This window comes from Martinezella sp. CNPSo 3732 (genome assembly GCF_057784515.1).
The window spans coordinates 14,140-35,702 of the sequence record NZ_JBXSOO010000024.1; the positions used below are offsets into that span (position 1 = coordinate 14,140).

21 protein-coding genes and 1 tRNA gene are annotated in these 21,563 nt (G+C 60.7%); 11 read left to right on the top strand and 11 right to left on the bottom strand.

What is annotated here, in order from left to right:
- Positions 1-3: 3 nt before the first annotated feature.
- The 3 genes from AC13RM_RS27775 to AC13RM_RS27785 all read right to left on the bottom strand — a co-directional run bounded on the left by AC13RM_RS27775 (position 4) and on the right by AC13RM_RS27785 (position 3,155).
- The gene (locus AC13RM_RS27775) at positions 4-840 is read right to left on the bottom strand and encodes a carbohydrate ABC transporter permease (RefSeq protein WP_374822429.1); all 837 of its coding nucleotides are present in this window, start codon (positions 838-840) and stop codon (positions 4-6) included.
- Entirely contained in the window at positions 837-1,697 is an 861-nt protein-coding gene (locus AC13RM_RS27780) for a carbohydrate ABC transporter permease (RefSeq protein ID WP_112338865.1), read from the bottom strand. Before AC13RM_RS27780 ends, AC13RM_RS27775 begins: the two co-directional genes overlap by 4 nt.
- 183 nt (positions 1,698-1,880) lie before the next feature.
- On the bottom strand, positions 1,881-3,155 hold the full coding sequence (locus AC13RM_RS27785) for an ABC transporter substrate-binding protein (protein WP_113232669.1): 1,275 nt from the start codon (positions 3,153-3,155) through the stop codon (positions 1,881-1,883).
- A gap of 86 nt (positions 3,156-3,241) precedes the next feature.
- Here AC13RM_RS27785 and AC13RM_RS27790 point away from each other — a divergent pair, with 86 nt between their 5' ends.
- Both AC13RM_RS27790 and AC13RM_RS27795 read left to right on the top strand, forming a co-directional pair.
- Positions 3,242-4,192, top strand: a complete 951-nt coding sequence (locus AC13RM_RS27790; protein ID WP_374822553.1) for a helix-turn-helix domain-containing protein — start codon at positions 3,242-3,244, stop codon at positions 4,190-4,192.
- 62 nt (positions 4,193-4,254) lie between these two features.
- On the top strand, positions 4,255-5,025 hold the full coding sequence (locus AC13RM_RS27795; protein ID WP_374822433.1) for a TIM barrel protein: 771 nt from the start codon (positions 4,255-4,257) through the stop codon (positions 5,023-5,025).
- Between the two features lie 98 nt (positions 5,026-5,123).
- Here AC13RM_RS27795 and copD read toward each other — a convergent pair whose 3' ends face one another.
- Both copD and AC13RM_RS27805 read right to left on the bottom strand, forming a co-directional pair.
- Positions 5,124-6,008, bottom strand: a complete 885-nt coding sequence (gene copD, locus AC13RM_RS27800) for a copper homeostasis membrane protein CopD (RefSeq protein ID WP_374822436.1) — start codon at positions 6,006-6,008, stop codon at positions 5,124-5,126.
- Positions 6,009-6,026: 18 nt separating this feature from the next.
- A complete protein-coding gene (locus tag AC13RM_RS27805) occupies positions 6,027-6,389 on the bottom strand; it encodes a hypothetical protein (protein ID WP_374822439.1) in 363 nt (120 codons plus the stop codon).
- On the opposite strand from AC13RM_RS27805, the gene AC13RM_RS27810 reads away from it, so the two are divergent.
- Positions 6,388-7,161: a metallophosphoesterase gene (locus AC13RM_RS27810; protein WP_113232673.1), complete on the top strand. Its 774-nt coding sequence runs from the start codon at positions 6,388-6,390 to the stop codon at positions 7,159-7,161. The genes AC13RM_RS27805 and AC13RM_RS27810 overlap by 2 nt on opposite strands.
- Before the next feature lie 7 nt (positions 7,162-7,168).
- Here AC13RM_RS27810 and AC13RM_RS27815 read toward each other — a convergent pair whose 3' ends face one another.
- Positions 7,169-8,650 (bottom strand): NAD-dependent succinate-semialdehyde dehydrogenase, encoded by a 1,482-nt coding sequence (locus tag AC13RM_RS27815; protein WP_374822442.1) that lies wholly within the window; start codon positions 8,648-8,650, stop codon positions 7,169-7,171.
- Positions 8,651-8,860: 210 nt separating this feature from the next.
- Positions 8,861-10,132, bottom strand: a complete 1,272-nt coding sequence (locus tag AC13RM_RS27820) for a 4-aminobutyrate--2-oxoglutarate transaminase (protein ID WP_374822444.1) — start codon at positions 10,130-10,132, stop codon at positions 8,861-8,863.
- A 221-nt stretch (positions 10,133-10,353) separates the two neighbouring features.
- Between AC13RM_RS27820 and AC13RM_RS27825 the strand changes: the two genes are divergently transcribed.
- From AC13RM_RS27825 to AC13RM_RS27835, 3 genes are all read left to right on the top strand, one after another.
- Entirely contained in the window at positions 10,354-11,184 is an 831-nt protein-coding gene (locus AC13RM_RS27825; protein WP_113232676.1) for a MerR family transcriptional regulator, read from the top strand.
- A gap of 82 nt (positions 11,185-11,266) precedes the next feature.
- Positions 11,267-11,893: a ribonuclease D gene (locus AC13RM_RS27830; protein WP_374822447.1), complete on the top strand. Its 627-nt coding sequence runs from the start codon at positions 11,267-11,269 to the stop codon at positions 11,891-11,893.
- A 237-nt stretch (positions 11,894-12,130) separates the two neighbouring features.
- On the top strand, positions 12,131-13,819 hold the full coding sequence (locus AC13RM_RS27835) for a hypothetical protein (protein WP_488555921.1): 1,689 nt from the start codon (positions 12,131-12,133) through the stop codon (positions 13,817-13,819).
- A gap of 101 nt (positions 13,820-13,920) precedes the next feature.
- On the opposite strand, the gene rpsA is transcribed toward AC13RM_RS27835, so the two are convergent.
- From rpsA to aroA, 4 genes are all read right to left on the bottom strand, one after another.
- Positions 13,921-15,624: a 30S ribosomal protein S1 gene (gene rpsA / locus AC13RM_RS27840; RefSeq protein WP_092720370.1), complete on the bottom strand. Its 1,704-nt coding sequence runs from the start codon at positions 15,622-15,624 to the stop codon at positions 13,921-13,923.
- Between the two features lie 180 nt (positions 15,625-15,804).
- Positions 15,805-16,437 carry a (d)CMP kinase gene (gene cmk / locus AC13RM_RS27845; protein ID WP_488555922.1) on the bottom strand — a complete coding sequence of 211 codons (633 nt, stop codon included), beginning with the start codon at positions 16,435-16,437 and terminating at the stop codon, positions 15,805-15,807.
- 29 nt (positions 16,438-16,466) lie between these two features.
- Complete coding sequence (locus tag AC13RM_RS27850) at positions 16,467-17,102, bottom strand: FMN-binding negative transcriptional regulator (RefSeq protein WP_113232680.1); 636 nt, start codon at positions 17,100-17,102, stop codon at positions 16,467-16,469.
- A 95-nt stretch (positions 17,103-17,197) separates the two neighbouring features.
- Complete coding sequence (gene aroA / locus AC13RM_RS27855; RefSeq protein ID WP_488555923.1) at positions 17,198-18,547, bottom strand: 3-phosphoshikimate 1-carboxyvinyltransferase; 1,350 nt, start codon at positions 18,545-18,547, stop codon at positions 17,198-17,200.
- A gap of 273 nt (positions 18,548-18,820) precedes the next feature.
- Here aroA and AC13RM_RS27860 point away from each other — a divergent pair, with 273 nt between their 5' ends.
- From AC13RM_RS27860 to AC13RM_RS27880, 5 genes are all read left to right on the top strand, one after another.
- Positions 18,821-19,201, top strand: coding sequence for a TIGR02300 family protein (locus tag AC13RM_RS27860; protein ID WP_113232731.1), 381 nt, complete (start codon positions 18,821-18,823; stop codon positions 19,199-19,201).
- Positions 19,202-19,351: 150 nt separating this feature from the next.
- Positions 19,352-19,427, top strand: a tRNA-Ala gene (locus tag AC13RM_RS27865).
- Positions 19,428-19,615: 188 nt separating this feature from the next.
- Positions 19,616-19,858 carry a GIY-YIG nuclease family protein gene (locus tag AC13RM_RS27870; RefSeq protein ID WP_488555924.1) on the top strand — a complete coding sequence of 81 codons (243 nt, stop codon included), beginning with the start codon at positions 19,616-19,618 and terminating at the stop codon, positions 19,856-19,858.
- 103 nt (positions 19,859-19,961) lie between these two features.
- A complete protein-coding gene (locus tag AC13RM_RS27875; protein ID WP_488555925.1) occupies positions 19,962-20,684 on the top strand; it encodes a YoaK family protein in 723 nt (240 codons plus the stop codon).
- A gap of 71 nt (positions 20,685-20,755) precedes the next feature.
- Complete coding sequence (locus AC13RM_RS27880) at positions 20,756-21,547, top strand: YdcF family protein (RefSeq protein WP_488555926.1); 792 nt, start codon at positions 20,756-20,758, stop codon at positions 21,545-21,547.
- Positions 21,548-21,563: the final 16 nt, after the last annotated feature.

The following is a 21,563-nucleotide window of genomic DNA, read 5'->3' on the forward strand; positions in this document are numbered from 1 at the left end:
GAATTATTTGATTGCGCCGGCGGCAATGCCGGCGATGAAGTGGCGTTGCAGGAGAACGAAGATGATGAGGATTGGCGCCGTCAGCATCACGGCACCGGCCATGATGCCGCCCCAGGAGACCCTGGTGAGGCCGATCAGCGTTCCGAGCGCGACGGGTGCCGTCATCATTCCCGGCCGGGAATTGATGAGCAGCGGCCAGAGGTAGTTGTTCCAGGAGGCCAGGAACAGGATGATGGCAAGCGCCGCCATCGTCGGCCTTGCAAGCGGCAGGGCGATGCGCAGGAAGATGTGCCATTCCTTGACGCCTTCGACGCGGGCGGCATCAAAGAGTTCACCCGGCATCATCGAGAAAGCCTGGCGCATGAAGAGCACGCCGAGCGAATTGAAGAGCGGCGGTACGATCAGCGCGACCCATGAGTTGGCCAGTCCGAAGTCGCGCGCCACCATGATGAATTGCGGGATGACGACGACGGAGTAGGGCAGCGTGATCGTGCCGAGGATGATGCCGATGACGCCCGAACGGCCGGCGAACTGGTAGCGCGCCAGCGCCCATCCGGCCATCGACGTCAGCAGCACCGACAGGAAGGTATAGGTGACCGCAACGACGATGGAGATCGTCATCGCGCCGACGAAGTTGGTGTCGGCCTGCAGGTTCCGGAAGTTGTCCATGAAACCAGTCGACGGTGTCAGGATGATGCCGGGGCTGAAAATGCCGTAATCGGGCATGGTCGAGAAGACAAACATCATCCAGAGCGGAAACAGCCAGATGATGGCGAGCGGCGCCAGCAGGCCGTGCAAGGCGATCGAGCGGATCAGAGTGGATTTGGACTTTGATTTCATTTCGGTTCGCGCCCCACCCAGAGATTGAGAAGAGAGATGGCTACCGCAAGCGCCGCCATCGTATAGGCGATCGCGGAGGCATAGCCGAAGTTGGTCGATTGGAAAGCCTGGCGATACAGCAGCAGGCCGAGCGTTTCCGTCCCGCCGCCGGGGCCTCCTCTATTGGTGATCAGATATGGTTCGGTGAAGAGCTGCATCGTGCCGATGACGGACAGGACCACGCAGAACAGAATGATCGGCTTCAGGAGCGGCAGGGTGATGTGGATGAACTGCTTGAAGCGGCTGACGCGGTCAAGGGTTGCGGCCTCATAGACATCCTCCGGGATCGATTGCAGCCCGGAAAGGATGATGATGGCGTTGTAACCCGCCCAGCGCCAGGTGACGGCGATAACGATAAGCACCATTGCGGCGTGCGAGTCGGCGAACCACGACACCGGCGCGATGCCCACGCCGCCGAGCAGCTTGTTGATGATACCGAAATCGACGTTGAACATGAGGCGGAAGACGGCGGCATAGGCCACTTCTCCGACAACGACGGGCGCGAAGAAGGCAAAGCGAAAAATGCCACGTGCCTTCAACAGCGGTGAATTCAGCAGCACCGCCATGACAGTGGCGAGCGTGATCATGACGGGCACCTGAACGATCAGGATGATCAGCGTATTTTCAAGCGCGTTGTAGAATGCCGGATCGCCGAACAGCCGCCCCCAATTGAGCGATAGATTGAAGGTCCACGGATTAACGCGGGTATTCTGGAACGATATCAGGAACGAATCGATGATCGGCCAGACCCAGAAAGCGGCGAATACCAGAAGATAGGGTGCAAGGAACGCATAGGCGCTCCGGTTTCGCAACCGCATGAAAGCCTTCTCCTTTAGCGCAGTGAAATCACGCGTGACATCACACCCCCGCCGCCCCTGGAGCGTGACGCCGAAAAGTGTAGGCGGTTTTCGGACGACGTCACGCTCTACTTCTTTGATTTTAGAGTCGGAGGGCGGCGGGGGTGCCGGGCGCGGCTTGGGAGGCACGCCCGGCAGTGTCACTCATTTCGCGAGCGGCAGACCTGTTGCCGAAGCGATCTGCTGAGCCGCATCGTCGAGCGCGGCCTTGCCGTTCGGATAGCCGCCAGCGAGATATTTCGTCTGGACAGCCTTTATGACCTCGTCGGCGTCACTGAAATACTGGGTGCCCGGGCTCGGGTGGATTTTCGGCAGGGTGGCGAGAATATCGGCCCAGACCTTTTGCCCACCCCAATAGGGCTGCGGTTCGTTGACGAAGGGATCCTTCACCGCCGTCAACAGCGACGGCACGAGACCGAAGGATTTCAGCATGGTCACCTGGCCCTCGTTGGTACCAAGCGTGTATTCGAGAAATTTCCAGGCGGCTTCCTTATGCTTGGAGCCGCTGGCGATTGCGAGCGACGAACCGCCGAGATTGGCTGCATGCGGGCCGTCGGCCGTCATGCTCGGCATCGGGTAGACGCCCCATTTGCCGGCGAGATCCGGCGAGGTGGAGCGGACGGTGCCTTCATACCAGCCGCCATACAGCTGCGATGCCACTTTGCTTGCAGTGTTCGCCTGAATTTTCTCGTTCCAGTTCGCCGCGGTCATCAGGCCCGCGTCCTTGATCTCCTTCACCTTGTCCAGCGCTTTGACGCAGCCGGGCTGGTTGACGGTGATGCTCTGGCTGTCACTCGAAAAATAACCACAGCCCTGTTCGTTGGCGAGCATGCGGAACCATTCGCTATCGCCGTTGAGATCGGCCTGCGTCATGACGACACCGGGATTGGCGGCGGAGATCTTCTTGCCGGCGGCGATGAAATCGTCCCAGGTCTTGATCGTTGCCGGATCGACGCCTGCTTTTTCATAGAGGTCACGGCGATAGAACATGGTGACCGGGCCGGAATCCCACGGCATCGCGTAGGCGGCATCGCCGACTTCAAGCTCGGCGCGCTTGAAATCCGGAAACTGCTTCTTCAGTTCGTCGTTGTAGCCAAGCTTCGTGAGATCGGTCAGGCAGTCCGGAAAGCGGTTCCAGAAGATCGAAGCCTTGTGGTTTTCGATCGACATGACATCAGGCAGGCCATCCCCACCGGCAGCGCAGGCAGCCAGCATCTTGTCGAAGACCTGTGGGTTGCCGATGTCTTGAACCTCGACCTTGATGTCGGGATTTTTCTTATTGAATCCCTCGACCGTCGACTTCAGCGCCGACGCGGCGATGTTCCAGCTCCAAACAGTGATGGTGGTTTGCTCAGCAAAGGCAGAACCGGAAGCAAGCAGGGCAGCAAGTGCCGTCGCTCCAGCAAGTTTTAAACGCATTGAAAATCCTCCCTTTTCAATTGCCGTCCTCAGTAGAACACGCTTAAACTATCCGCCGGTACGCTTCTGTCTCCTAAAAAGGGAACATCGACTTGGCGAAAAGTAAGGTAGGTCAACGGGCAGTTTATCAGCCGGGTGCGAGCAGTGTCGAAGGGCTCCCAAACGTCCTGCAGATGTTTCATAACCAGCCGTTGCCGATGGCAAAGCCGCATTGGCACGCGCAGGTGGAAGTCAATTACATTGTCCGCGGGACCGTGCACTACCGCATAGGCGATCACGAGCTTACTTTGCGAGCCGGTGAGATCTGCCTTTTCTGGGGCGGTCAGCCGCATCAGCTGGACGAGCTGTCCGACGATTCGATCTATGCGGGCGCGCATCTGCCGCTCGTGCATTTTTTCCGCCTGCGTCTGCCGCTCGACATCTCCGGCCGCCTCATTCGCGGACAGGCATTGATAAGCTCGGCGACCGATGCCGCCGATGACGAGAACTTCGCCCGATGGCACCGCTATGTCATGTCCGGCGACGGCGCCAAGGCGGAACACGCCGTGGCGGAACTCCTGCTGCGTTTGGAGCGCATCGCTTTCGAGCCATATCGCATGGTGCCGGAAAAGACCGGGAATGCGGCCAATGACCAGGCTCATCCGCAATCTTCACGCAGCCTAGCGCGCATGTGCGATTTCATCGCCGATAATTTCCTGCATGACATCGATACGGTTGACATCGCCAAGGCAGCGAATCTCCATCCGAAATACGCGATGAACCTTTTCAAGAAATCGACAGGCATGACGTTGGCGAAATATGTGAGCCTGCTGCGCCTTTCGCGCGCCCAGGCGATGCTGATGCGCGACGGCGCCAATGTTCTGCAGGTCGCCATGGACAGCGGCTTTGGCTCGATCAGCGCCTTCAACAAATCCTTCCGCCATATTGCCGGGATGTCGCCTTCCGATTTCCGTCGCGACATGCGCGTGCTCTCTGCAGTGAAGGTAGAGGCCATCAAATCTTCGATGCCGCGGCCGTCGCAGCAATATCATCGCTAGCGAGGCTTGCAGTCATGGGCGATCTCGCGCATTGCTCCTGACTAATGAGGGAGGAGAATCTCATGCGGCAGTTTTCGGCTTGTATCGAGTGGTTATTTGCGCGCGATGGCGATGCCTTTGCCGATCGGGTCCGGCTAGCACATTCGGCTGGGCTCGATGCGGTCGAATTCTGGCACTGGACGAACAAGGATCTGGACGCGATCGCAGCAGTCGTCGCCGAGACCGGCATTGCGGTGTCCGGCATCGTAGCCGAGCCCATGATCGCGCTGACGAATCCGGCAAACAAAGAGACGTGGCTGAAGGGGCTGCGGGAGTCCGTTGCTGTCGCCCAGCGCCTTGGCGCGCCAGTTCTGATCGCGCAGGCCGGCAATGATCTGGCGGAGTTTTCCCGTGCCGAGCAGCGCGTAGCCATCGTCGCTGCCCTCAGCGCCGGTGCCGATATTCTCGAAGGGTCCGGCGTCCGGGTCGGCCTCGAGCCGCTGAACACGAAGATAGACCATGTCGGTTACTATCTGTCCTCGACAGTGGAGGGCCTCGATATCGTCGATGAGGTCGGCCGCCCGGAAATCGGCATCGTCTACGATCTCTATCATTCGGCCGTCATGGGCGAAGATACGCAGCAGGTGATCGGCGATCGCGTCGATCGCATCGCCCATCTCCATGTTGCCGATCATCCCGGCCGCAACGATCCCGGCACCGGCCATGTCGATCTGGCGGAGCGCCTGGATTGGCTGTACGGCCAAGACTATCGCGGCGGGGTGGGTCTGGAATACAAGCCGACGACGCAAGATCCGGCGGCCGTTCGCGCTGTCGTGAAATCGCTCGGCGGTTAGAGCAATTCCAGGAAAAGTGCGTAGCTGTTTTCCGTCAGGAATTAAGTAAAAACAAAGAGATAGAGGATTTTTGCAATTCAAAGAAAAGCGAAACGGCCCTAGACCGGCTCCATCATGCCGAAGACGGCAACGAGCCCGATGACGACAATGCCGATGCCGATCTCGGCGATGCTTCCAAGCCGGAGGGCTAGCAACGCGCGGGTCGGCTTGCGGCCGATCCAGGGAACGAAGACGTAGCGGTTGATGATGGCCAGCACTGCCATGACGGCCACCAGCGCGATCTTGATGGCAAGCAGCTTCTGATACGGTGAAGACCAGTCCGTCGGCAGGCGTTTCAGGATCAGCAGCGTGTTGACGATGCCGGAGAAAATGACGAGCGCGACTGCAACGTGACCTGCATTGGAGAACCGGCGCAACGCCATTTGCGCTTCTGCCCGGCATTCCGGCCGGCCGAGAAGCTTGAGGATAGGGAGCAGCGGCACCAGCGCCCCCACCCAGCCGCCGCCGGCAAGCATATGCAAGATATCGTTGGCCCGGTGCGCCTGCTTGAGCCAACCTTCCAGCATCGAGGCGTGCCCGGTCCATGACAGAGAGGCAAGGCCGAGGCCGGCGCCCAAGGCCAGCCCGTGGCGGCGCCAGTTCGGCGGCAGAAACAAAGCGCAAATCATCACGATGGCTGCCAGCACTTGTGCCTGCCACGCAATCCCGACCGTGGTTTCGAAAATCACATCATGGAGCATGCCGACATCGAGCGTATCGCTCCAGCCATTGCCGATAGTCGCCGTCGTCACAGGCAGTGCGGCCAGTGCCGTTAAAACCACAATCGCGACAACCAGCACAAACGGTTTTGCAACCCTGTGCCAAACGGTGTCGGCAAGCGCTCTTGGTACGAGGAACGAAAGATAGGCGCAGGCGCCCCATAGAAACATCAGGGATGCGTCATGCAGAAAGCGGCAGAGTTGGAGCGCTGTCGTTGTATCCATCAGGACTTCACGATAAGTTTACAGTCGCCATGAATGGAACGTTCCCAGTTTGAGGCATGTTGTTTGCGGCGGCAATCCGGCAGCCAATATACCGAAGCTGTCCGGTACGCATGTTTTCTTGGGTTGAACGGCGGGAATTTCTCGCGCCAGTGTGGTTGGCGCGATAAGATTGCGGATACGCACTGTCAACTTTCTCCATGCATAAAGGCGCCGTTCAGGACGCTTTGCCGCAAGGCGGGCCGGTGCCGCAGGTTCGCTGCTGCTGGCAGAACCGTCATAAGCGATGATATCCGCCTTTCTGGCAAAGAATCGTCGCTTTTGAGTCCTTTTTGCAGACACGGTTGAGGCGTTCCGGGGTGTGCGCTCGAAAGGCAGGTTCATGGCGGCGTCCAGAATACGCGAAAAAATGGTCAATGGCTTCGGCCATCGTCGACGCCGGGAATGGCTCGAACATCTCGACATGCCCACCTACGTCATCGGTGACGTTCATGGCCGTTACGATCTGTTGAGCGCGCTGGAGCGCAAGATCTTCGCCGATGCCGCCGACCTGCCGGGCCGCAAACTCATCATCATGCTCGGAGATTACATCGATCGCGGCCCCGCCTCTGCCCAGGTCGTCGGCCGCCTGATGGCGCCGCCGCCGAACGGCTTCGACCGCATATGTCTCACCGGCAATCATGAGATGGCGATGCTGTCCTATGTCGACGGCGAGATATCGCTCGAGGATTGGGTGGCGCTGGGTGGAGATGCGACGCTCGCCTCCTATGGCGTGGATATCCCTCGTCTGCAGCAGCTATATCCCAAGCAGAAGAAGCTCGATACTTTCATTCGCACCTGGCTGCCCGACGATCACGTCAATTTCCTGCGCCGAATGCCTATTATGCTGGATACGCCAGAGGTCCTATTCGTCCATGCCGGCATCGATCCTGATCGGTCGATTGCCCATCAGCAAGATGACGACCTCATCTTCATCCGCTCGCGCTTCTACGACAGCGCACAGCCGCTGCCGAAGCTGATTATCCACGGACACACACCAGTCCAGCGGGCCGAAGTCAATGGCCTCAGGCTCAATCTCGATACCGGCGCTTTTTACACCGACCGTTTAAGCGCGGCCCGGCTATGGCAGGGCCGCATTCACATTACGTCAACTTAATAGCTGGCTATAGATTGCCGATGCAGAGATACTTCATTTCCAGATAGTCGTCGGCGCCGTGGCGCGAGCCTTCGCGGCCGAGCCCGGATTGCTTGATGCCGCCGAACGGCGCCGTCTCCGATGACATCAGGCCGGTATTGATGCCGACCATGCCGTATTCCAGTGCCTCGGCCACGCGCCAGACCTTCTTGAGGTCGCCGGCGAAGAAATAGGCAGCAAGGCCGAATTCGGTGTCGTTCGCCTGGGTGATGACATCCTCGACGGTATCGAAGCGGAAGAGCGGTGCCACCGGGCCGAAGGTTTCCTCGCGGGCGACCTTCATGCTTCGGTCGACGCCAGTCAGGATGGTCGGTGCAAAGAAGGTGCCGACACCCTCAATGCGCTTGCCGCCGAGGACGACGCGTGCTCCCTTCGAAACTGCATCCCGAACATGGTCTTCGGCCTTTGCGACACCCTGTTCGTCGATCAGCGGTCCAACCGTTACGCCTGGCTTGAAGCCGTCACCCACGGAAAGCTCGCTCACCTTCGCGGCAAGCTTGGCGGCAAAGGCGTCATAGACATTGGATTGCACATAGATGCGGTTGGCGCAGACGCAGGTCTGGCCGGCATTGCGGTATTTCGAAGCCATGGCGCCTTCGACGGCGGCGTCGAGATCGGCGTCGTCAAAAACGATGAAAGGCGCATTGCCGCCGAGCTCGAGGCTGACCTTCTTGATCTGGTCGGCGCACTGGCGCATCAGGATGCGGCCGACTTCCGTCGAGCCGGTGAAGCTGATCTTGCGCACCTTCGGATTGCCGCAAAGCTCGCGGCCGATGGCGGGGCCGTCGATGCCGACGATGATATTGAGCACGCCGGGGGGAATGCCCGCTTCTTCGGCAAGCACGGCAAGCGCGATCGCCGTCAGCGGCGTCTGTTCGGCGGGTTTCGAAACCACGGTGCAGCCGACGGCAAGCGCCGGTGCGATCTTGCGGGCAATCATCGCCGCCGGGAAGTTCCAGGGCGTGATCGTGCCGACGACGCCAACCGGCTGCTTGATGACGACCATGCGCTTGTCGTTCGAGGGCGCTGGAATGGTTTCGCCATAGATGCGCTTTGCCTCTTCCGCATACCATTCGACATAGGAAGCGGCGTAGAGGATTTCGCCTCTGGCTTCAGGAAGCGGCTTGCCCATTTCGGCGGTCAGGATTGCCGCCAGCTCACCGGTATTGACGATCATCAGATCGAACCATTTCCGTAAGATTGTCGCCCGTTCCTTGGCCGGGCGGGCGGCCCAGGCGGTCTGGGCTATATAGGCTGCGTCGATGGCGGCCGTCGTTTCGGCAGCACCCATATCCGGCAGCGAAGCCAGCACTTCGCCTGACGCGGGGTTGATGACATCGAAAGTCTTCGTCGCCCCGCCGCCGGTCCAGGCGCCGTTGATATAGCCGGCGGCGCGCAGGAGGCGTGAGGAGAAGGGAACATGCTTGGTCATTGCCGTTGTAAAGGACATGCTATGCACTCCGATATTGTTTGGTGCCGCCAGTTCCTTCTCCCCGTGGGGAGAAGGTGGCCCGAAGGGTCGGATGAGGGCGCCGACCGGCTCGGATGCGTGAATTTTGGTGCGCTTGGCACCCCCTCATCCGCCTGACGGCACCTTCTCCCCGAGGGGAGAAGGGGACGCGCGGCAGCGACCTCATTTCATATGCGATTGCCCTCGCCGTCAGCGGGCGGCGCTCGCCTCGATTAGCGATGCCTCAAGAATGTCGAGCGCTTCGCTGAACACGCCGTCCTGAATGGTGATCGGCGACAGGAAGCGGATGACGTTGCCGTAGACACCGCAGGTTAACAGGATCAGCCCCCTGTCGAGCGCGGCCAGTCGCACCTTGTTGGCGAAATCCGCGCTCGGCAGCTTTGTCGCCGCATCATTGAATTCCACCGCGTTCATGAAGCCGGGACCGCGGATATCAGCAATCTCAGGCACTTTGTCGCGCAGCGATTCCAGACGTTGTTTCAGGCGTGAGCCGAGCTGATTAGCGCGATCGCACAGACCCTCGTCGGCGATGACGTCGAGCACGGCATGGGCAGCGGCGATCCCGAGCGGATTGCCGCCATAGGTGCCGCCGAGGCCCCCTGGAGCGGGTGCATCCATGATTTCGGCGCGGCCGGTGATAGCGGCGAGCGGAAAGCCGCCGGCAAGGCTCTTCGCCATGGTGACGAGATCGGCCGCCACCTCATGGTGATCCATTGCAAACATCTTGCCGGTGCGCGCAAAGCCGGTCTGAACTTCGTCAGCGATCAGGAGAATGCCGTGCTGGTCGCAGATTTCGCGCAGCGCCTTCATGAAGGCAGCGGGCGCGGGATAGAAGCCGCCTTCGCCCTGAACAGGTTCGAGAATGATTGCGGCCACTCGCTGCGGATCGACGTCGGCGGCAAAGAGCTTCTTCAGCGCCGCCAGCGACTGCTCGACGCTGATACCGTGCAGCGGCACCGGGAAGGGCGCATGGAAAACGTCGCCCGGCATCGGGCCGAAGCCGATCTTATAGGGCGCAACCTTGCCCGTCAGCGCCATGCCCATGAAGGTGCGGCCATGGAAGCCGCCGCCGAAGGCGATGATGGCGGCGCGGCCGGTGGCGGCGCGAGCGATCTTCACGGCGTTTTCGACCGCTTCCGCGCCCGTCGTCACGAAGATCGTCTTCTTGGCGAAATCGCCGGGGACGATCGCGTTCAGCCGTTCGGCCAGATGCACATAGCTCTCATAGGGCACGACCTGATGGCAGGTATGAGTGAAGCGGTCGAGCTGTTTCTTGACGGCGGCTATGACGCGAGGGTGGCGATGGCCGGTATTCACCACAGCAATGCCGGAAGCGAAATCGATATAGCGATTGCCTTCCTTGTCCCAGATTTCGGCATTTTCGGCGCGATCGGCGTAGATCTGCGTCGTCATGCCGACGCCGCGGGAAATGGCGGCGTTCTTCCGCTCGGTCAAAGTCATTGCAGTGGCTCCCAGGAAGGCGTTTCCGAATTATCTTGCAGAAGTTCTGCAAATTATTTAGAAAAATCCTACATTTTTCCTGCAAGATTTCAAGCGAGATTTTGTGCGGGTGACAAGAATGCGCGAAAGACTCACATAGAGTGCCGCGCGGCTTTTAAGGCGCGCTAAGTCGCATCATCCGTGCTAAACGGATCGAAAACGAAAATCAGGAATCTTGGCAAATGAGCAGCATCGAGCCGGAGCGACACCCGGTGCGCTACAAGGTGGCGGAAGCGGCGCGTCTTGCCGGCGTATCGGCCTCCACGCTGCGGCTATGGGAAAGCCAGGGGCTGGTCGTTCCCTCCCGCTCCGAGACCGGGCACCGCCAGTACAGCGCCGAGGACGTGGCGCGGCTGAAACGCATTGCATGGTTTCGGGCGGAGCGCGGTCTCAATCCGGCTGCGATTCGGGAGGCGCTGGAGATGGAAGAGGGTGGCGCGGCCAGCCTTGAGAATGGCGAGCAACCGGCCTCCTCCGATATCGGCCGCAGGCTCCGGTCACTGCGCCATGCCGCCGGCAAGACGCTGGAGCAGGTCGCCGCCGACATGGGCATGACTTCCTCGACGCTGTCGACGCTGGAACGCACCTCACAAGGCGTCAGCTTCAAGACCCTGCATGACCTTGCGGATTATTATGGCACGACGGTATCGCGCCTGTCGGGCGAGGAGCGGGAGGATGCTTCCGCGCTTGTCCGATCCGGCGAATGGCGTGCCTGGCCGGCAACGACGCCGGGCGTCACCGTCCAACTGCTCGCCGAGGGCAGGACGATGATGGACTGCCATCGCTTCGTGCTAGCCCCTGGTGCGACGAGCGAGGGTGCCTATCGCCACGAAGGCGAGGAGTTCATCCATGTCGTTGCCGGTCACCTGGAACTGGTGCTCGACAGCGATCAGTTCTTCGATCTCCTGCCGGGTGATTCCCTTTATTTCGAAAGCCGCCGTTATCATTCCTGGCGCAATCGCCATGACGGTGAGACCATATTGCTCTGGATCAATACGCCGCCGACTTTTTGACGGGCGCCGGTATGGTTCTCATCCCGTCTATTCTGTAGAACGGACAAAAGCGAATTCAGAACGACAGAGCCGGGAGAATCTCATGGCTGCCACCATCCGTTATCATGAAGGCGATATTTCCGCTGAGGATGCCGCCCGCTATACCGGCGCCATTGCCATCGACACCGAAACCCTCGGCCTCGTTCCGCGACGCGACCGGCTTTGCCTCGTGCAGCTTTCGCCGGGCGATGGCACTGCTGACATCATCCGCATCGCGGCTGGCCAGAAGCAGGCCCCCAATCTCGTCGCCATGCTCGCCGATCCGACGCACCAGAAGATCTTTCATTATGGCCGCTTCGATATCGCCGTGCTGTTCCATACGTTCGGCGTCACCACCACGCCTGTCTTCTGCACCAAGATCGCCTCGCGCCTCTGCCGCACCTATACCGACCGTCACGGCCTGAAGGACAATCTCAAGGAGATGTTGGACGTCGATATTTCCAAGGCGCAGCAATCGTCAGACTGGGCGGCGGAAACGCTGTCGCCGGCGCAGCTCGAATATGCCGCCTCCGACGTACTTTATCTGCATGCGCTACGGGAAAAGCTGACGCAACGCCTGCTGCGCGATGGCCGCATGGACTATGCGGATGATTGCTTCGCCTTCCTGCCGACGCGCGCCAAGCTCGACCTTCTCGGCTGGGAAGAGGCGGATATCTTCGCGCACAGCTGATTGCTTCGCTTGCAGGGCGAAATCCAGGGGCCGGCGTCGCGGAAGTGGCATCGGCCCTTTTATTTAGTGATCTGTTAAGGACTAGACTGCTATTTTGCGGATGATTTCCAGTTCTGCGCGTTCGCGCCTCGCCAATTCGGTTATCCGGCGCTAGGAAATCCATAGGCCGCATGAGCGGACCTCGATTGAACCTGCTTCCCGCTTCCATCGTCGCCTTGCCAGACAAAGGAGCATGTCATGTTGCTTCCCGTTGGTGCCGTGTCCGCTGTGGGTGTGTCCATTGAGAAGCCGATCGCCGCAACGGCCGAGACCTCCGGGCTTCAGACGACGGCAACGCCGCTCGCCGTCCTGTCGAGCACCGTCAATGCCAACGTCGAGGGCAAGCTGAACATGCTGCTGGTCGCGGCCCGCGAACGCATGCTCGACAGTCTGCTTTCCGCGATCGATGCCGCCAGCAAGGTGGTGAATGTTTCCCGTGAGCCGGGTGAAAGCAATACTGCCTATGCGCAGCGTGTTGCCGCCGCAATCCGCAGCCTGACGCCACCGCAGCTCGCCGCCGCGCAGCAGCGAATGGATATGCAGATGAGGACGCCAGTGCCACTGCCGCTTCTGACAGCGGCATTGGAGAATCCGGAAAGCCCGCAGGCGGTACAGCTGGCTCTCAGCCTGGAGCAGGCGTCGGTCACCGAGCCGGACGCTGTCCTGAAGGCGGTCGTCAATTCCTATGGGCAGAATGCCGGCGAAGCGGAAACGCCAGCCTCCCAGGCACCTGTTTCAGCCCCGCTGCAGAAGGCGGCCGATCTGGCCACCCTGGCAACGGCGCTTGCCGCTGCCGCAGAAGAACCGGCTTCCGCCATGTCGACACCTGCGTCTACGACCGCGGCCACACCAGCGACGGCTCAGCCTGCCGCCCAGCCGGCACCTGCGGCGCAGCCGACGCTGCAATCTGGCATTCCCGTCCAATCTCAATCGGCGCCGGCTGCTGCCCAGACGACTCAAGCGCAGACGGTCGCGCAAAACGGTATCGCCGCGACCCCGCAAGCCGCGCTTGCCGGCAGTGGTGCCGCCGCAACTGCCACGGTCCAGCCTTCCGCGCTCGCGTCTCTCGTCGATGATTTGACCGCGAGCGTACTGCTGACGGCGATCGCCGCCGAGGCCGAACTCCCGACAGAAGTCGCATTGATCCGGTCGCCGCTGACGCCGCCACCGGTGCCGCGCGATATCCAGCAGATAGAAGCCGACATCAAACAGGGCCTGCAGGTCATCATCAGTCCGCCCGCGATGGCGACCGGTTCCGATCTTCTTCAGATCATCAACAATCCCTCCTCTTCCGCAGAGAAGATCATCGCCCAGGCGCTGACCGGCAATACCGCGGCGCAGGCATCGTCCACGCAGCCGCCGGCCGTCAATGAAGGTGCCAAGAGCCCGGTCGCAGCGGCGGCCATGCCGGTGTCATTGGCGGAAGGACCCGAAACACCCGACGTTCTTCCCGCAGCTTCCGGCAAACCATCGCTGCAAACATCATCCGCCGTGCCGATGGTAGCCTATGAGGCCGCGGAACAGGCGGGAATGCAGGCATTGCCACCGCTCGGCGTTCCCTTCGTCGTGGCGAATTATCTGCCGGTCGATACCCCGATTAAGAATGACGAATCGAAGCTGCTCAATCGCGTTGACCCCGTCGGCGATGAGGAGGGCGGGCAGGGTCAGGATGAGGAGACCCCGCAAGGCCAGGATGAAGAGGAGGCCCATGCCGAGGAATTATCGGCACAAGCAGAGGGCGAGGCATCCGACGAAGCGGAAGCTGGCCCGGCCTCCGCGGTGGACGATAACGTCAGGCCGGAGCTCGTTGCCTTGCCGCAGCCTCTGCGCGACCCTCTGCACGACCACGCCTTCGATTTCTACCGGCGCATGGTGGCCTGGGAATAGACTGCCCGAAGAGGCAGCAGACATAGGCATGACACTCCAGACAAAGAAAAACCCGCCGGATCGCTCCGGCGGGTCTTTTGTTTCCAGGCTTCTACCGAGGATTACTCGGCGTTGCGGTTCTTCAGAGCCGCACCCAGGATGTCGCCGAGCGAAGCGCCCGAGTCGGACGAACCGAACTGAGCAACGGCTTCCTTCTCTTCTGCGATTTCCAGAGCCTTGATCGACAGCATGATCTTGCGGTCCTTCTTGGAGAAGTTGGTGACGCGAGCGTCGACAACCTGACCAACCGAGAAACGCTCCGGACGCTGTTCGTCACGGTCACGCGACAGATCGGCGCGGCGGATGAACGAGGTGATGTCTTCGTGGTTGACGAGCTTCACTTCGATGCCGCCGTCGTTGACTGCGATGACTTCGCAGGAAACGACTGCATTCTTGCGCAGGTCGCCGGAAGCTGCTGCTTCGCCGACTGCGTCCTTGCCGAGCTGCTTGATGCCGAGCGAGATGCGTTCCTTCTCGACGTCGACGTCGAGAACGACAGCCTTGACGACGTCACCCTTGTTGTACTCTTCGATGACCTGCTCGCCCGGACGGTTCCAGTCGAGGTCGGAGAGGTGAACCATGCCGTCCACATCGCCGTCGAGGCCGATGAACAGGCCGAATTCGGTCTTGTTCTTGACTTCGCCTTCGACTTCGGTGCCAGCCGGATGGTTGCGGGCGAATGCTGCCCACGGGTTTTCCAGCGTCTGCTTCAGGCCGAGCGAGATACGACGCTTGGTCGGATCCACTTCGAGAACGACCACTTCGACTTCCTGGCTCGTGGACAGGATCTTGCCGGGGTGAACGTTCTTCTTGGTCCAGGACATTTCCGAGATGTGGATGAGGCCTTCGATGCCCGGCTCCAGCTCGACGAACGCACCGTAGTCGGTGATGTTCGTAACCGTACCGGAGATCTTCTTGCCTTCCGGATACTTGGCCTGGATGCCGTCCCACGGATCGCTCTCGAGCTGCTTCATGCCGAGCGAGATGCGGTGGGTTTCCTGGTTGATGCGGATGATCTGTACCTTGACCTGCTGGCCGATGGACAGGATTTCCGACGGATGGTTCACACGGCGCCATGCCATGTCGGTGACGTGCAGCAGGCCGTCGATGCCGCCGAGGTCAACGAACGCACCGTAATCGGTGATGTTCTTGACGACGCCGTCAACAACCTGGCCTTCTTCGAGGTTCTGAACGATTTCAGAACGCTGCTCGGCACGGGACTCTTCCAGAACCGTACGACGCGAAACGACGATGTTGCCGCGGCGCTTGTCCATCTTGAGGATTTCGAAGGGCTGCGGGTTGTGCATCAGCGGGGTCACGTCGCGGATCGGACGGATGTCGACCTGCGAACGCGGCAGGAAGGCGATAGCGCCGTCGAGATCGACGGTGAAGCCGCCCTTGACCTGGTTGAAGATAACGCCTTCAACGCGCTCGCCAGCTTCGAACTTGGCTTCGAGCTTGATCCAGCTTTCTTCGCGGCGAGCCTTTTCGCGCGAAAGAACAGCTTCGCCAAGCGCGTTTTCGATACGCTCGACATAGACTTCGACTTCATCGCCAACCTTGAGCGTGCCGTCCTTGGCGCGTGCACCGAATTCCTTCAGCGCGATGCGGCCTTCGACCTTGAGGCCGACGTCTACAACGGCGACATCCTTTTCGATGGCGGTGATGATGCCCTTGGTGACATAGCCTTCAGCCAGATCGTTCTTGGCAAAGGATTCTTCGAGAAGGGCCGCGAAATCTTCGCGAGAGGGGGAAGTTACAGACATAAAATCTCCTGGCGTGTCCCGATCATGCAATCTGGACACTGATGCGCCGGTGGTTCGCGTTGAACAGGCCTGACCCCAGTCCGCCTCCCTTCGGGAAGCTATCCGGCGCTTGGACGGAATGTCAGGCTATCTTGAAATCGGCGGTTTCCGGCGCGAGGCGCGCGAAGGCCGCTCAAATTTTCAGGCATTTCGGCTCAGAGCGGCGTCGATGATCGACTTTGCCGTCTGAAACGCCGCTTCTATACTCATTTCTGAGGTATCTAGCAAGTATGCCTCTTCAGCTGGTTTCAAAGGGCTGTCGGTGCGGCCCATATCGCGTTCGTCGCGGCGCTTCACATCCTCGAAAATGGCGTCGTAATCGGCGCTGCCACCGGCTTCGATGATTTCTTCGTAGCGCCGTTTCGCCCGGACTTCGACCGAAGCCGTCACATAGAGTTTTACCGGCGCATCCGGGCAGACCACGGTGCCGATATCACGGCCGTCGAGCACGGCGCCCGGCTCCTTCTGCGCAAAACGACGCTGCGCTTCGACCAGAGCGCGGCGCACGGCCGGCATGACTGCGATCTTCGAGGCGGCCTCGCCGATCTCGTGCCGGGAGAGAACGGCGCGGTCGAGCCCGGCGAGATCGACCTTGCGCGCCATGTCTTCGGCTATGGTCTCGTCGTCAAGCGGCTGGCCGGCGTCGAGCAGGGCCTTGGCGGTGGCGCGGTAGGTGAGGCCGGTATCGAGATGATGATAACCATAGGCTTCAGCGATCCGGCGCGCCAGAGTTCCCTTGCCGGCAGCCGCTGGTCCGTCGATGGCGATGATCATGTCTTCTTCCGTCCCTACCCGATATCTCGTTATTTGCTGTAGCGACGCACCAGATCGGCCATCTCGGCGGCGTCCGTTCGATCGATTGCGCCAAGACCTCCCGCCACGCCCTGTCGGTCAGCCAGCGGCCGGTTCTGGCTCACCTTCCATTTTCCGTCAATCGTCTCAATGTCGATTTCGATGCCGATGATGCCTTTCAGCTGGGCGGCAATGAACTCCGGCGGCGCATCCTCCACCGCCCAAGGCTGGGCGCGATCGCTCTCGTTCTCGCGCGTCAGCGCGCCGATCTGCGCGCGCAGCCAGGTGGGGTCCTCGATCGTTCGCGCCTTCCCGCGCACCTGTACGATCGCGTAGTTCCAGGTCGGCACCACTTTGCCGGTCTCCCGCTTCGTCGCATACCAGGAGGGCGTGATATAGGTATCGGCGCCCTGGAAGACGACGAGTACGGGCGCGCCGGCCGCAATCTCCTTCCATTGGCCGTTCGCCCTGGCCACATGCGCCTGCAGCGTCCCTTTCGGCGAAAGCTCCGCATTCAGGTGGAACGGCACTGCATTGGCGATCAGCCCGCCGTCACCAGCCGTGATGAGCATTCCCAGCGGATGCGCGCGGATCAGCTGGTGCTGCGTACCGAGATCGTCTTCGCGGTGATGGGGCGGCTGATACATGGCTTCGGTCCGTTTGCTGTGCCATTCCCAGGGAGCCTTGCCGGGAAACCTTGTGCGATAAGGCTTCGGATGGCCAATGGCGCGGTCTATCAGGCTTAAGTTTCGATCGTCGCGCCCAATCTTGTCATCATAGCAAAAAATTCCGGAAAGCTGGTGGCGATCATGGCCGAATCGTCGATCGTGACAGGATGCTCGGCGGCAAGCCCCATGACGAGAAAGCTCATGGCGATGCGGTGATCGAGATGGGTGCTCACTTTGCGGCCAACGGCATTGCCCAGGCCCTTGCCGTCAGGCCTGCCGCGAACGATCAGCGAATCCTTGCCCTCGCTGCAGTCGACACCGTTGAGCTTCAACCCATCGGCGACGGCCGAGAGCCGGTCGGATTCCTTCACCCGCAGCTCCTCCAGCCCCTGCATGATGGTTGTGCCCTCTGCAAAAGCAGCCGCGACGGCCAGCACCGGGTATTCGTCGATCATCGACGGCGCCCGCTCGGCCGGCACGGTGACGCCCTTGAGCGCAGAGGAGCGCACGCGGAGATCGGCGACATCCTCGCCGCCCGTCATGCGCCGGTCGAGGACCTCGATATCCGCGCCCATCTCCTGCAGCGTCAGGATGAGGCCTGTGCGCGTCGGGTTCATCAGCACATTGCGGATGGTGATGTCGCAGCCGGGCGCGATCAATGCCGCCACCAGCGGGAATGCGGCGGAAGAGGGATCGCCGGGGACATCGATCGTCTGGCCGGTGAGCTTGCCTTGGCCCTCAAGGCGAATGGTGCGGACGCCCGCCGCATCGGTCTCGACCGAAAGTGCCGCGCCGAAACCGGCAAGCATCCGTTCGGTATGGTCGCGGGTCATGACGGGCTCGATCACCGTTGTGATGCCGGGTGCATTGAGGCCCGCCAGCAGCACCGCCGATTTGACCTGCGCCGAAGCCATCGGCACGCGATAGGTCAGCGGGCTTGCCACTCCCGGGCCGCGCAGGGTGACCGGCAGCTTGTCGCCCTCGGCCGCTCTGACCTGTGTTCCCATGAGGCGCAGCGGATGGAGGATGCGCCCCATCGGCCGCTTCGAAAGCGAGGCATCGCCGATGAGGGTGGTCTCGAAATCGTAAGCGCCGACCAGGCCCATGGTCAGGCGGGAGCCGGTGCCGGCATTGCCGAAATCGAGCGGTGCCTCCGGCGCCAGCAGCCCGCCATTGCCGGCGCCGCCGACGATCCAAACGTCGCCATCCTTGCGGATCGCAGCACCGAGCGCCTGCATGGCCCTGCCCGTGTTGAGAACGTCCTCACCCTCGAGCAGGCCGGTGATGCGGGTTTCGCCCGCGGCAAGGCCGCCGAACATGAGGGAGCGATGGGAAATGGATTTGTCGCCGGGAATGCGGATCGTGCCGGAAAGGCCGGCCGAGCGGCGTGCCACGGCTGGTTGGGGAAGGGTATCGTGCGGCATGGGCAATTCCTGTGCGATGCCGGTATTCCATCCGCATTCTGTGCTGGCTGCGTTGCTCTTGCGCCAGATGTTCTGCGGTTCACGCCAACTGGTTAGCACAGGCCCGTTCCCCAGTCATCCCGCCATGCGCAAAAAGCACGTGCGAGGCGGCTTGAACTTTAGCTTTGACAGAAACGGCCGCAACGATTAAGGGGACCGGCTGATATTTCCCTTAAAACGCCGGCTTCCCCGGCATTGCCGAATTTTCATTCGGCCATTCATGAGGCTTTGACAGTGGCGAAAGCGGAACTTGGAACAAAACGTACCGACCCCGATACCGGCAAGAAGTTCTATGACCTGAACCGGGATCCGGTGGTCTCGCCCTATACCGGCAAGTCCTGGCCCTTGTCCTTCTTCGAGGAAACCTCCGCTTCCAAGGAAGTTCCGGAAGAAGACGAAGTGGCTGAAGTCGATACCGAAAACACGGAAGTCGAACTGGTCTCGCTCGAGGATGCCGACGAAGCGGCGGGCGGCGACGACATTCCGGATATCGGCGATGACGATGTCGAAATCGGTGACGATGACGACGATACCTTCCTCGAAGCCGACGAAGATGAAGACGATGACGACATGAGCGACATCATCGGCGTCACCGGCGACGAAGACGACGTCTGATCTGAAAGACAATCGGCCCGGTGAAAGAAAAATTTCCCGGGCCGAATTTTTCGGCTTGCTATCTGTGAAAACCACAAGTAATAAGCCGCCACCCCGACGGGCGAAGCGCTCGCAAGGGACCCAGGGCCGGTCAAACGGCACCATCTTGATGGGGCTATAGCTCAGCTGGGAGAGCGCTTGCATGGCATGCAAGAGGTCAGCGGTTCGATCCCGCTTAGCTCCACCACGCTTCGCCCTTACGGGCTTCGCGTAGCGCAGCCGCGGGAAACCGTTAGGCCGAAGCAGTGCCCGGCAAAGCCCGCAGGGCGACGACGGGCTGAAATCTCCCCCCCGACATTTTCAGATACGACGACAAGCTCGATTGCATATAGAATTTGCGTTCGAATCACCGGATGCCAATTGATCGAGGGGCGGATGTGGTACGTTTACATCCTCCAAAGCGCGAATTTTCCTGACCAGCAATATACCGGATCGACTTCGAACCTTAAGCGGCGGTTTGCCGACCACAATGCCGGTAAATCGACCCATACCGCGAAATTCGCACCATGGGTTCTCCTCTGGTATTCAGCATTTCCGGATAAATATCGTGCGTTGGAATTTGAGACCTATCTGAAATCCCATTCCGGCAGAACATTTGCAAAGAAGAGACTGCTCTAAATAAGCCTGCCTATTTTTAGCATATCGATAATTTAATCCGTCCTCCGCATCCCGCCAACTTCATGCTAGCCTCCAATCCTCCTTAACCCGCCCCGAATCGCCCATGACCAGACAGCGCCGCCGTCGTCTCATCAAGACCCGCCGTACCGTGACGGGGTTTCTGCTTGTTGCCTCGATCGCCTTTCTGGCTGGAATGACCGATGCCGTCGGGCTGGTGCTGACGGGCAATTTCGTGTCCTTCATGACCGGCAATACGACCCGGGCGGCGATTGCCCTCGGAATGGGCGAGTTCGGTCATGCGGCGGTGCTTTTCTCGGCCATCCTGACATTCATCATCGGCAACGCGCTTGGGATCGTTGTCGCCCATGCGGCGGATCGACGAGCTTTCGTGGTGCTTGCCTGCGTCAGCATCCTTCTGGCCGCTGCAGCGGGCTTTGCGGAGCCGTCGCTGCTTCTGGTACAGTTCTATCTCGTGGTGCTTGCCATGGGCATGGTCAATGCCACGGTCGAGCATATCGAAGGCCTGCCGATCGGCCTCACCTATGTTACCGGGGCGCTGTCGCGCTTCGGACGCGGTCTGGGCCGTTTCCTGCTGGGGGATCGCGATTTTCTCTGGACGGTGCAAATCGTGCCCTGGAGCGGCATGATCTCGGGCGCCATCATCGGCGCACTTCTGGCCGGCGCCTTTGGCCCGCACGCGCTCTGGCTGGTGTCGATGGTCGCCCTCGTCCTGGCACTGTCGACGCTTTTCATCCCTCGCCCGCTGCAGCGCCGCTTCAATCAGCGCTTCGTTATTTCGGCGTCCACGGTGCGGCGGACGAAATAGCCACATTGCAGTGCACAAAAATCTGCTAGGGAGAAAAACGAATCGTTTGCCGACAAGCTCAAGGATGTGCCGTGTTCGTTTTTTCGAAACTGGTCTGGATCTTCGGTCAGCCGCTGTCGCTGGCGTTTCTCTTCGTACTGCTGGCTTTCATCGCCGCTCTTCTGCGCTGGCGAGCAACCGTCATCACCTCGACGCTCTTGTCGGCGCTGATCCTGTTCGTCTCGCTCTATACGACGGCCGGCGCTTATGTCGTTCAGGGGCTGGAGGAGCGCTTTCCGCATCCCGCTGCCGATCCCGCCGATCTGAAATGCATGATCGTTCTCGGCGGCGCCACGCAGAATGAGGTGACAACGGCGCGCGGCGGTTACGAGCTTGATTCGGCCGGCGATCGTCTGATTGAATCGCTGCGACTGGCACAGAAATATCCGCAGTCACGCATCGTGATCTCGGGCGGCGATGGCTCGATCGGCGGCACCTATGAGGGCGATGCCGTCATCTCCGAGCGCTTCTTCACCGCGCTCGGCATTCCCACAAGCCGCTTGGTCGAGGACAAGACCTCGCGCACGACCTTCGAGAATGCCGTCAACACCAAGGAGCTGCTGGCGCAGAACGGTCTTTCGGATTGCTTGCTCATCACTTCGGGCTTCCACATGCCGCGCTCGATGGGCATTTTCCGCAAGCAGGGCATCAATGTCGTGCCCTGGCCGGTCGATTATCGCAGCACCGGCAAGGAAAGCCTCGGCCTCGATTTCACCCAGCCCTCGCGCAACGCGCAACTGCTGGCAACCGGCCTGCGCGAATGGGTCGGCTTGGTCGGCTATTACGCCGTCCGGCGCACTTCGGCGCTCTACCCGGGGCCGTAACCACGTGCCCGGGGCC

Excerpts from the sequence above, each read along its gene's own strand:
- AC13RM_RS27775 (WP_374822429.1), bottom strand. The coding sequence starts at position 840 with ATGAAATCAAAGTCCAAATCCACTCTGATCCGCTCGATCGCCTTGCAC.
- AC13RM_RS27780 (WP_112338865.1), bottom strand. The coding sequence starts at position 1,697 with ATGCGGTTGCGAAACCGGAGCGCCTATGCGTTCCTTGCACCCTATCTT.
- AC13RM_RS27785 (WP_113232669.1), bottom strand. The coding sequence starts at position 3,155 with ATGCGTTTAAAACTTGCTGGAGCGACGGCACTTGCTGCCCTGCTTGCT.
- AC13RM_RS27795 (WP_374822433.1), top strand. The coding sequence starts at position 4,255 with ATGCGGCAGTTTTCGGCTTGTATCGAGTGGTTATTTGCGCGCGATGGC.
- copD (WP_374822436.1), bottom strand. The coding sequence starts at position 6,008 with ATGGATACAACGACAGCGCTCCAACTCTGCCGCTTTCTGCATGACGCA.
- AC13RM_RS27810 (WP_113232673.1), top strand. The coding sequence starts at position 6,388 with ATGGCGGCGTCCAGAATACGCGAAAAAATGGTCAATGGCTTCGGCCAT.
- AC13RM_RS27805 (WP_374822439.1), bottom strand. The coding sequence starts at position 6,389 with ATGAACCTGCCTTTCGAGCGCACACCCCGGAACGCCTCAACCGTGTCT.
- AC13RM_RS27815 (WP_374822442.1), bottom strand. The coding sequence starts at position 8,650 with ATGTCCTTTACAACGGCAATGACCAAGCATGTTCCCTTCTCCTCACGC.
- AC13RM_RS27820 (WP_374822444.1), bottom strand. The coding sequence starts at position 10,132 with ATGACTTTGACCGAGCGGAAGAACGCCGCCATTTCCCGCGGCGTCGGC.
- AC13RM_RS27825 (WP_113232676.1), top strand. The coding sequence starts at position 10,354 with ATGAGCAGCATCGAGCCGGAGCGACACCCGGTGCGCTACAAGGTGGCG.
- AC13RM_RS27830 (WP_374822447.1), top strand. The coding sequence starts at position 11,267 with ATGGCTGCCACCATCCGTTATCATGAAGGCGATATTTCCGCTGAGGAT.
- AC13RM_RS27835 (WP_488555921.1), top strand. The coding sequence starts at position 12,131 with ATGTTGCTTCCCGTTGGTGCCGTGTCCGCTGTGGGTGTGTCCATTGAG.
- rpsA (WP_092720370.1), bottom strand. The coding sequence starts at position 15,624 with ATGTCTGTAACTTCCCCCTCTCGCGAAGATTTCGCGGCCCTTCTCGAA.
- cmk (WP_488555922.1), bottom strand. The coding sequence starts at position 16,437 with ATGATCATCGCCATCGACGGACCAGCGGCTGCCGGCAAGGGAACTCTG.
- AC13RM_RS27850 (WP_113232680.1), bottom strand. The coding sequence starts at position 17,102 with ATGTATCAGCCGCCCCATCACCGCGAAGACGATCTCGGTACGCAGCAC.
- aroA (WP_488555923.1), bottom strand. The coding sequence starts at position 18,547 with ATGCCGCACGATACCCTTCCCCAACCAGCCGTGGCACGCCGCTCGGCC.
- AC13RM_RS27870 (WP_488555924.1), top strand. The coding sequence starts at position 19,616 with ATGTGGTACGTTTACATCCTCCAAAGCGCGAATTTTCCTGACCAGCAA.
- AC13RM_RS27875 (WP_488555925.1), top strand. The coding sequence starts at position 19,962 with ATGACCAGACAGCGCCGCCGTCGTCTCATCAAGACCCGCCGTACCGTG.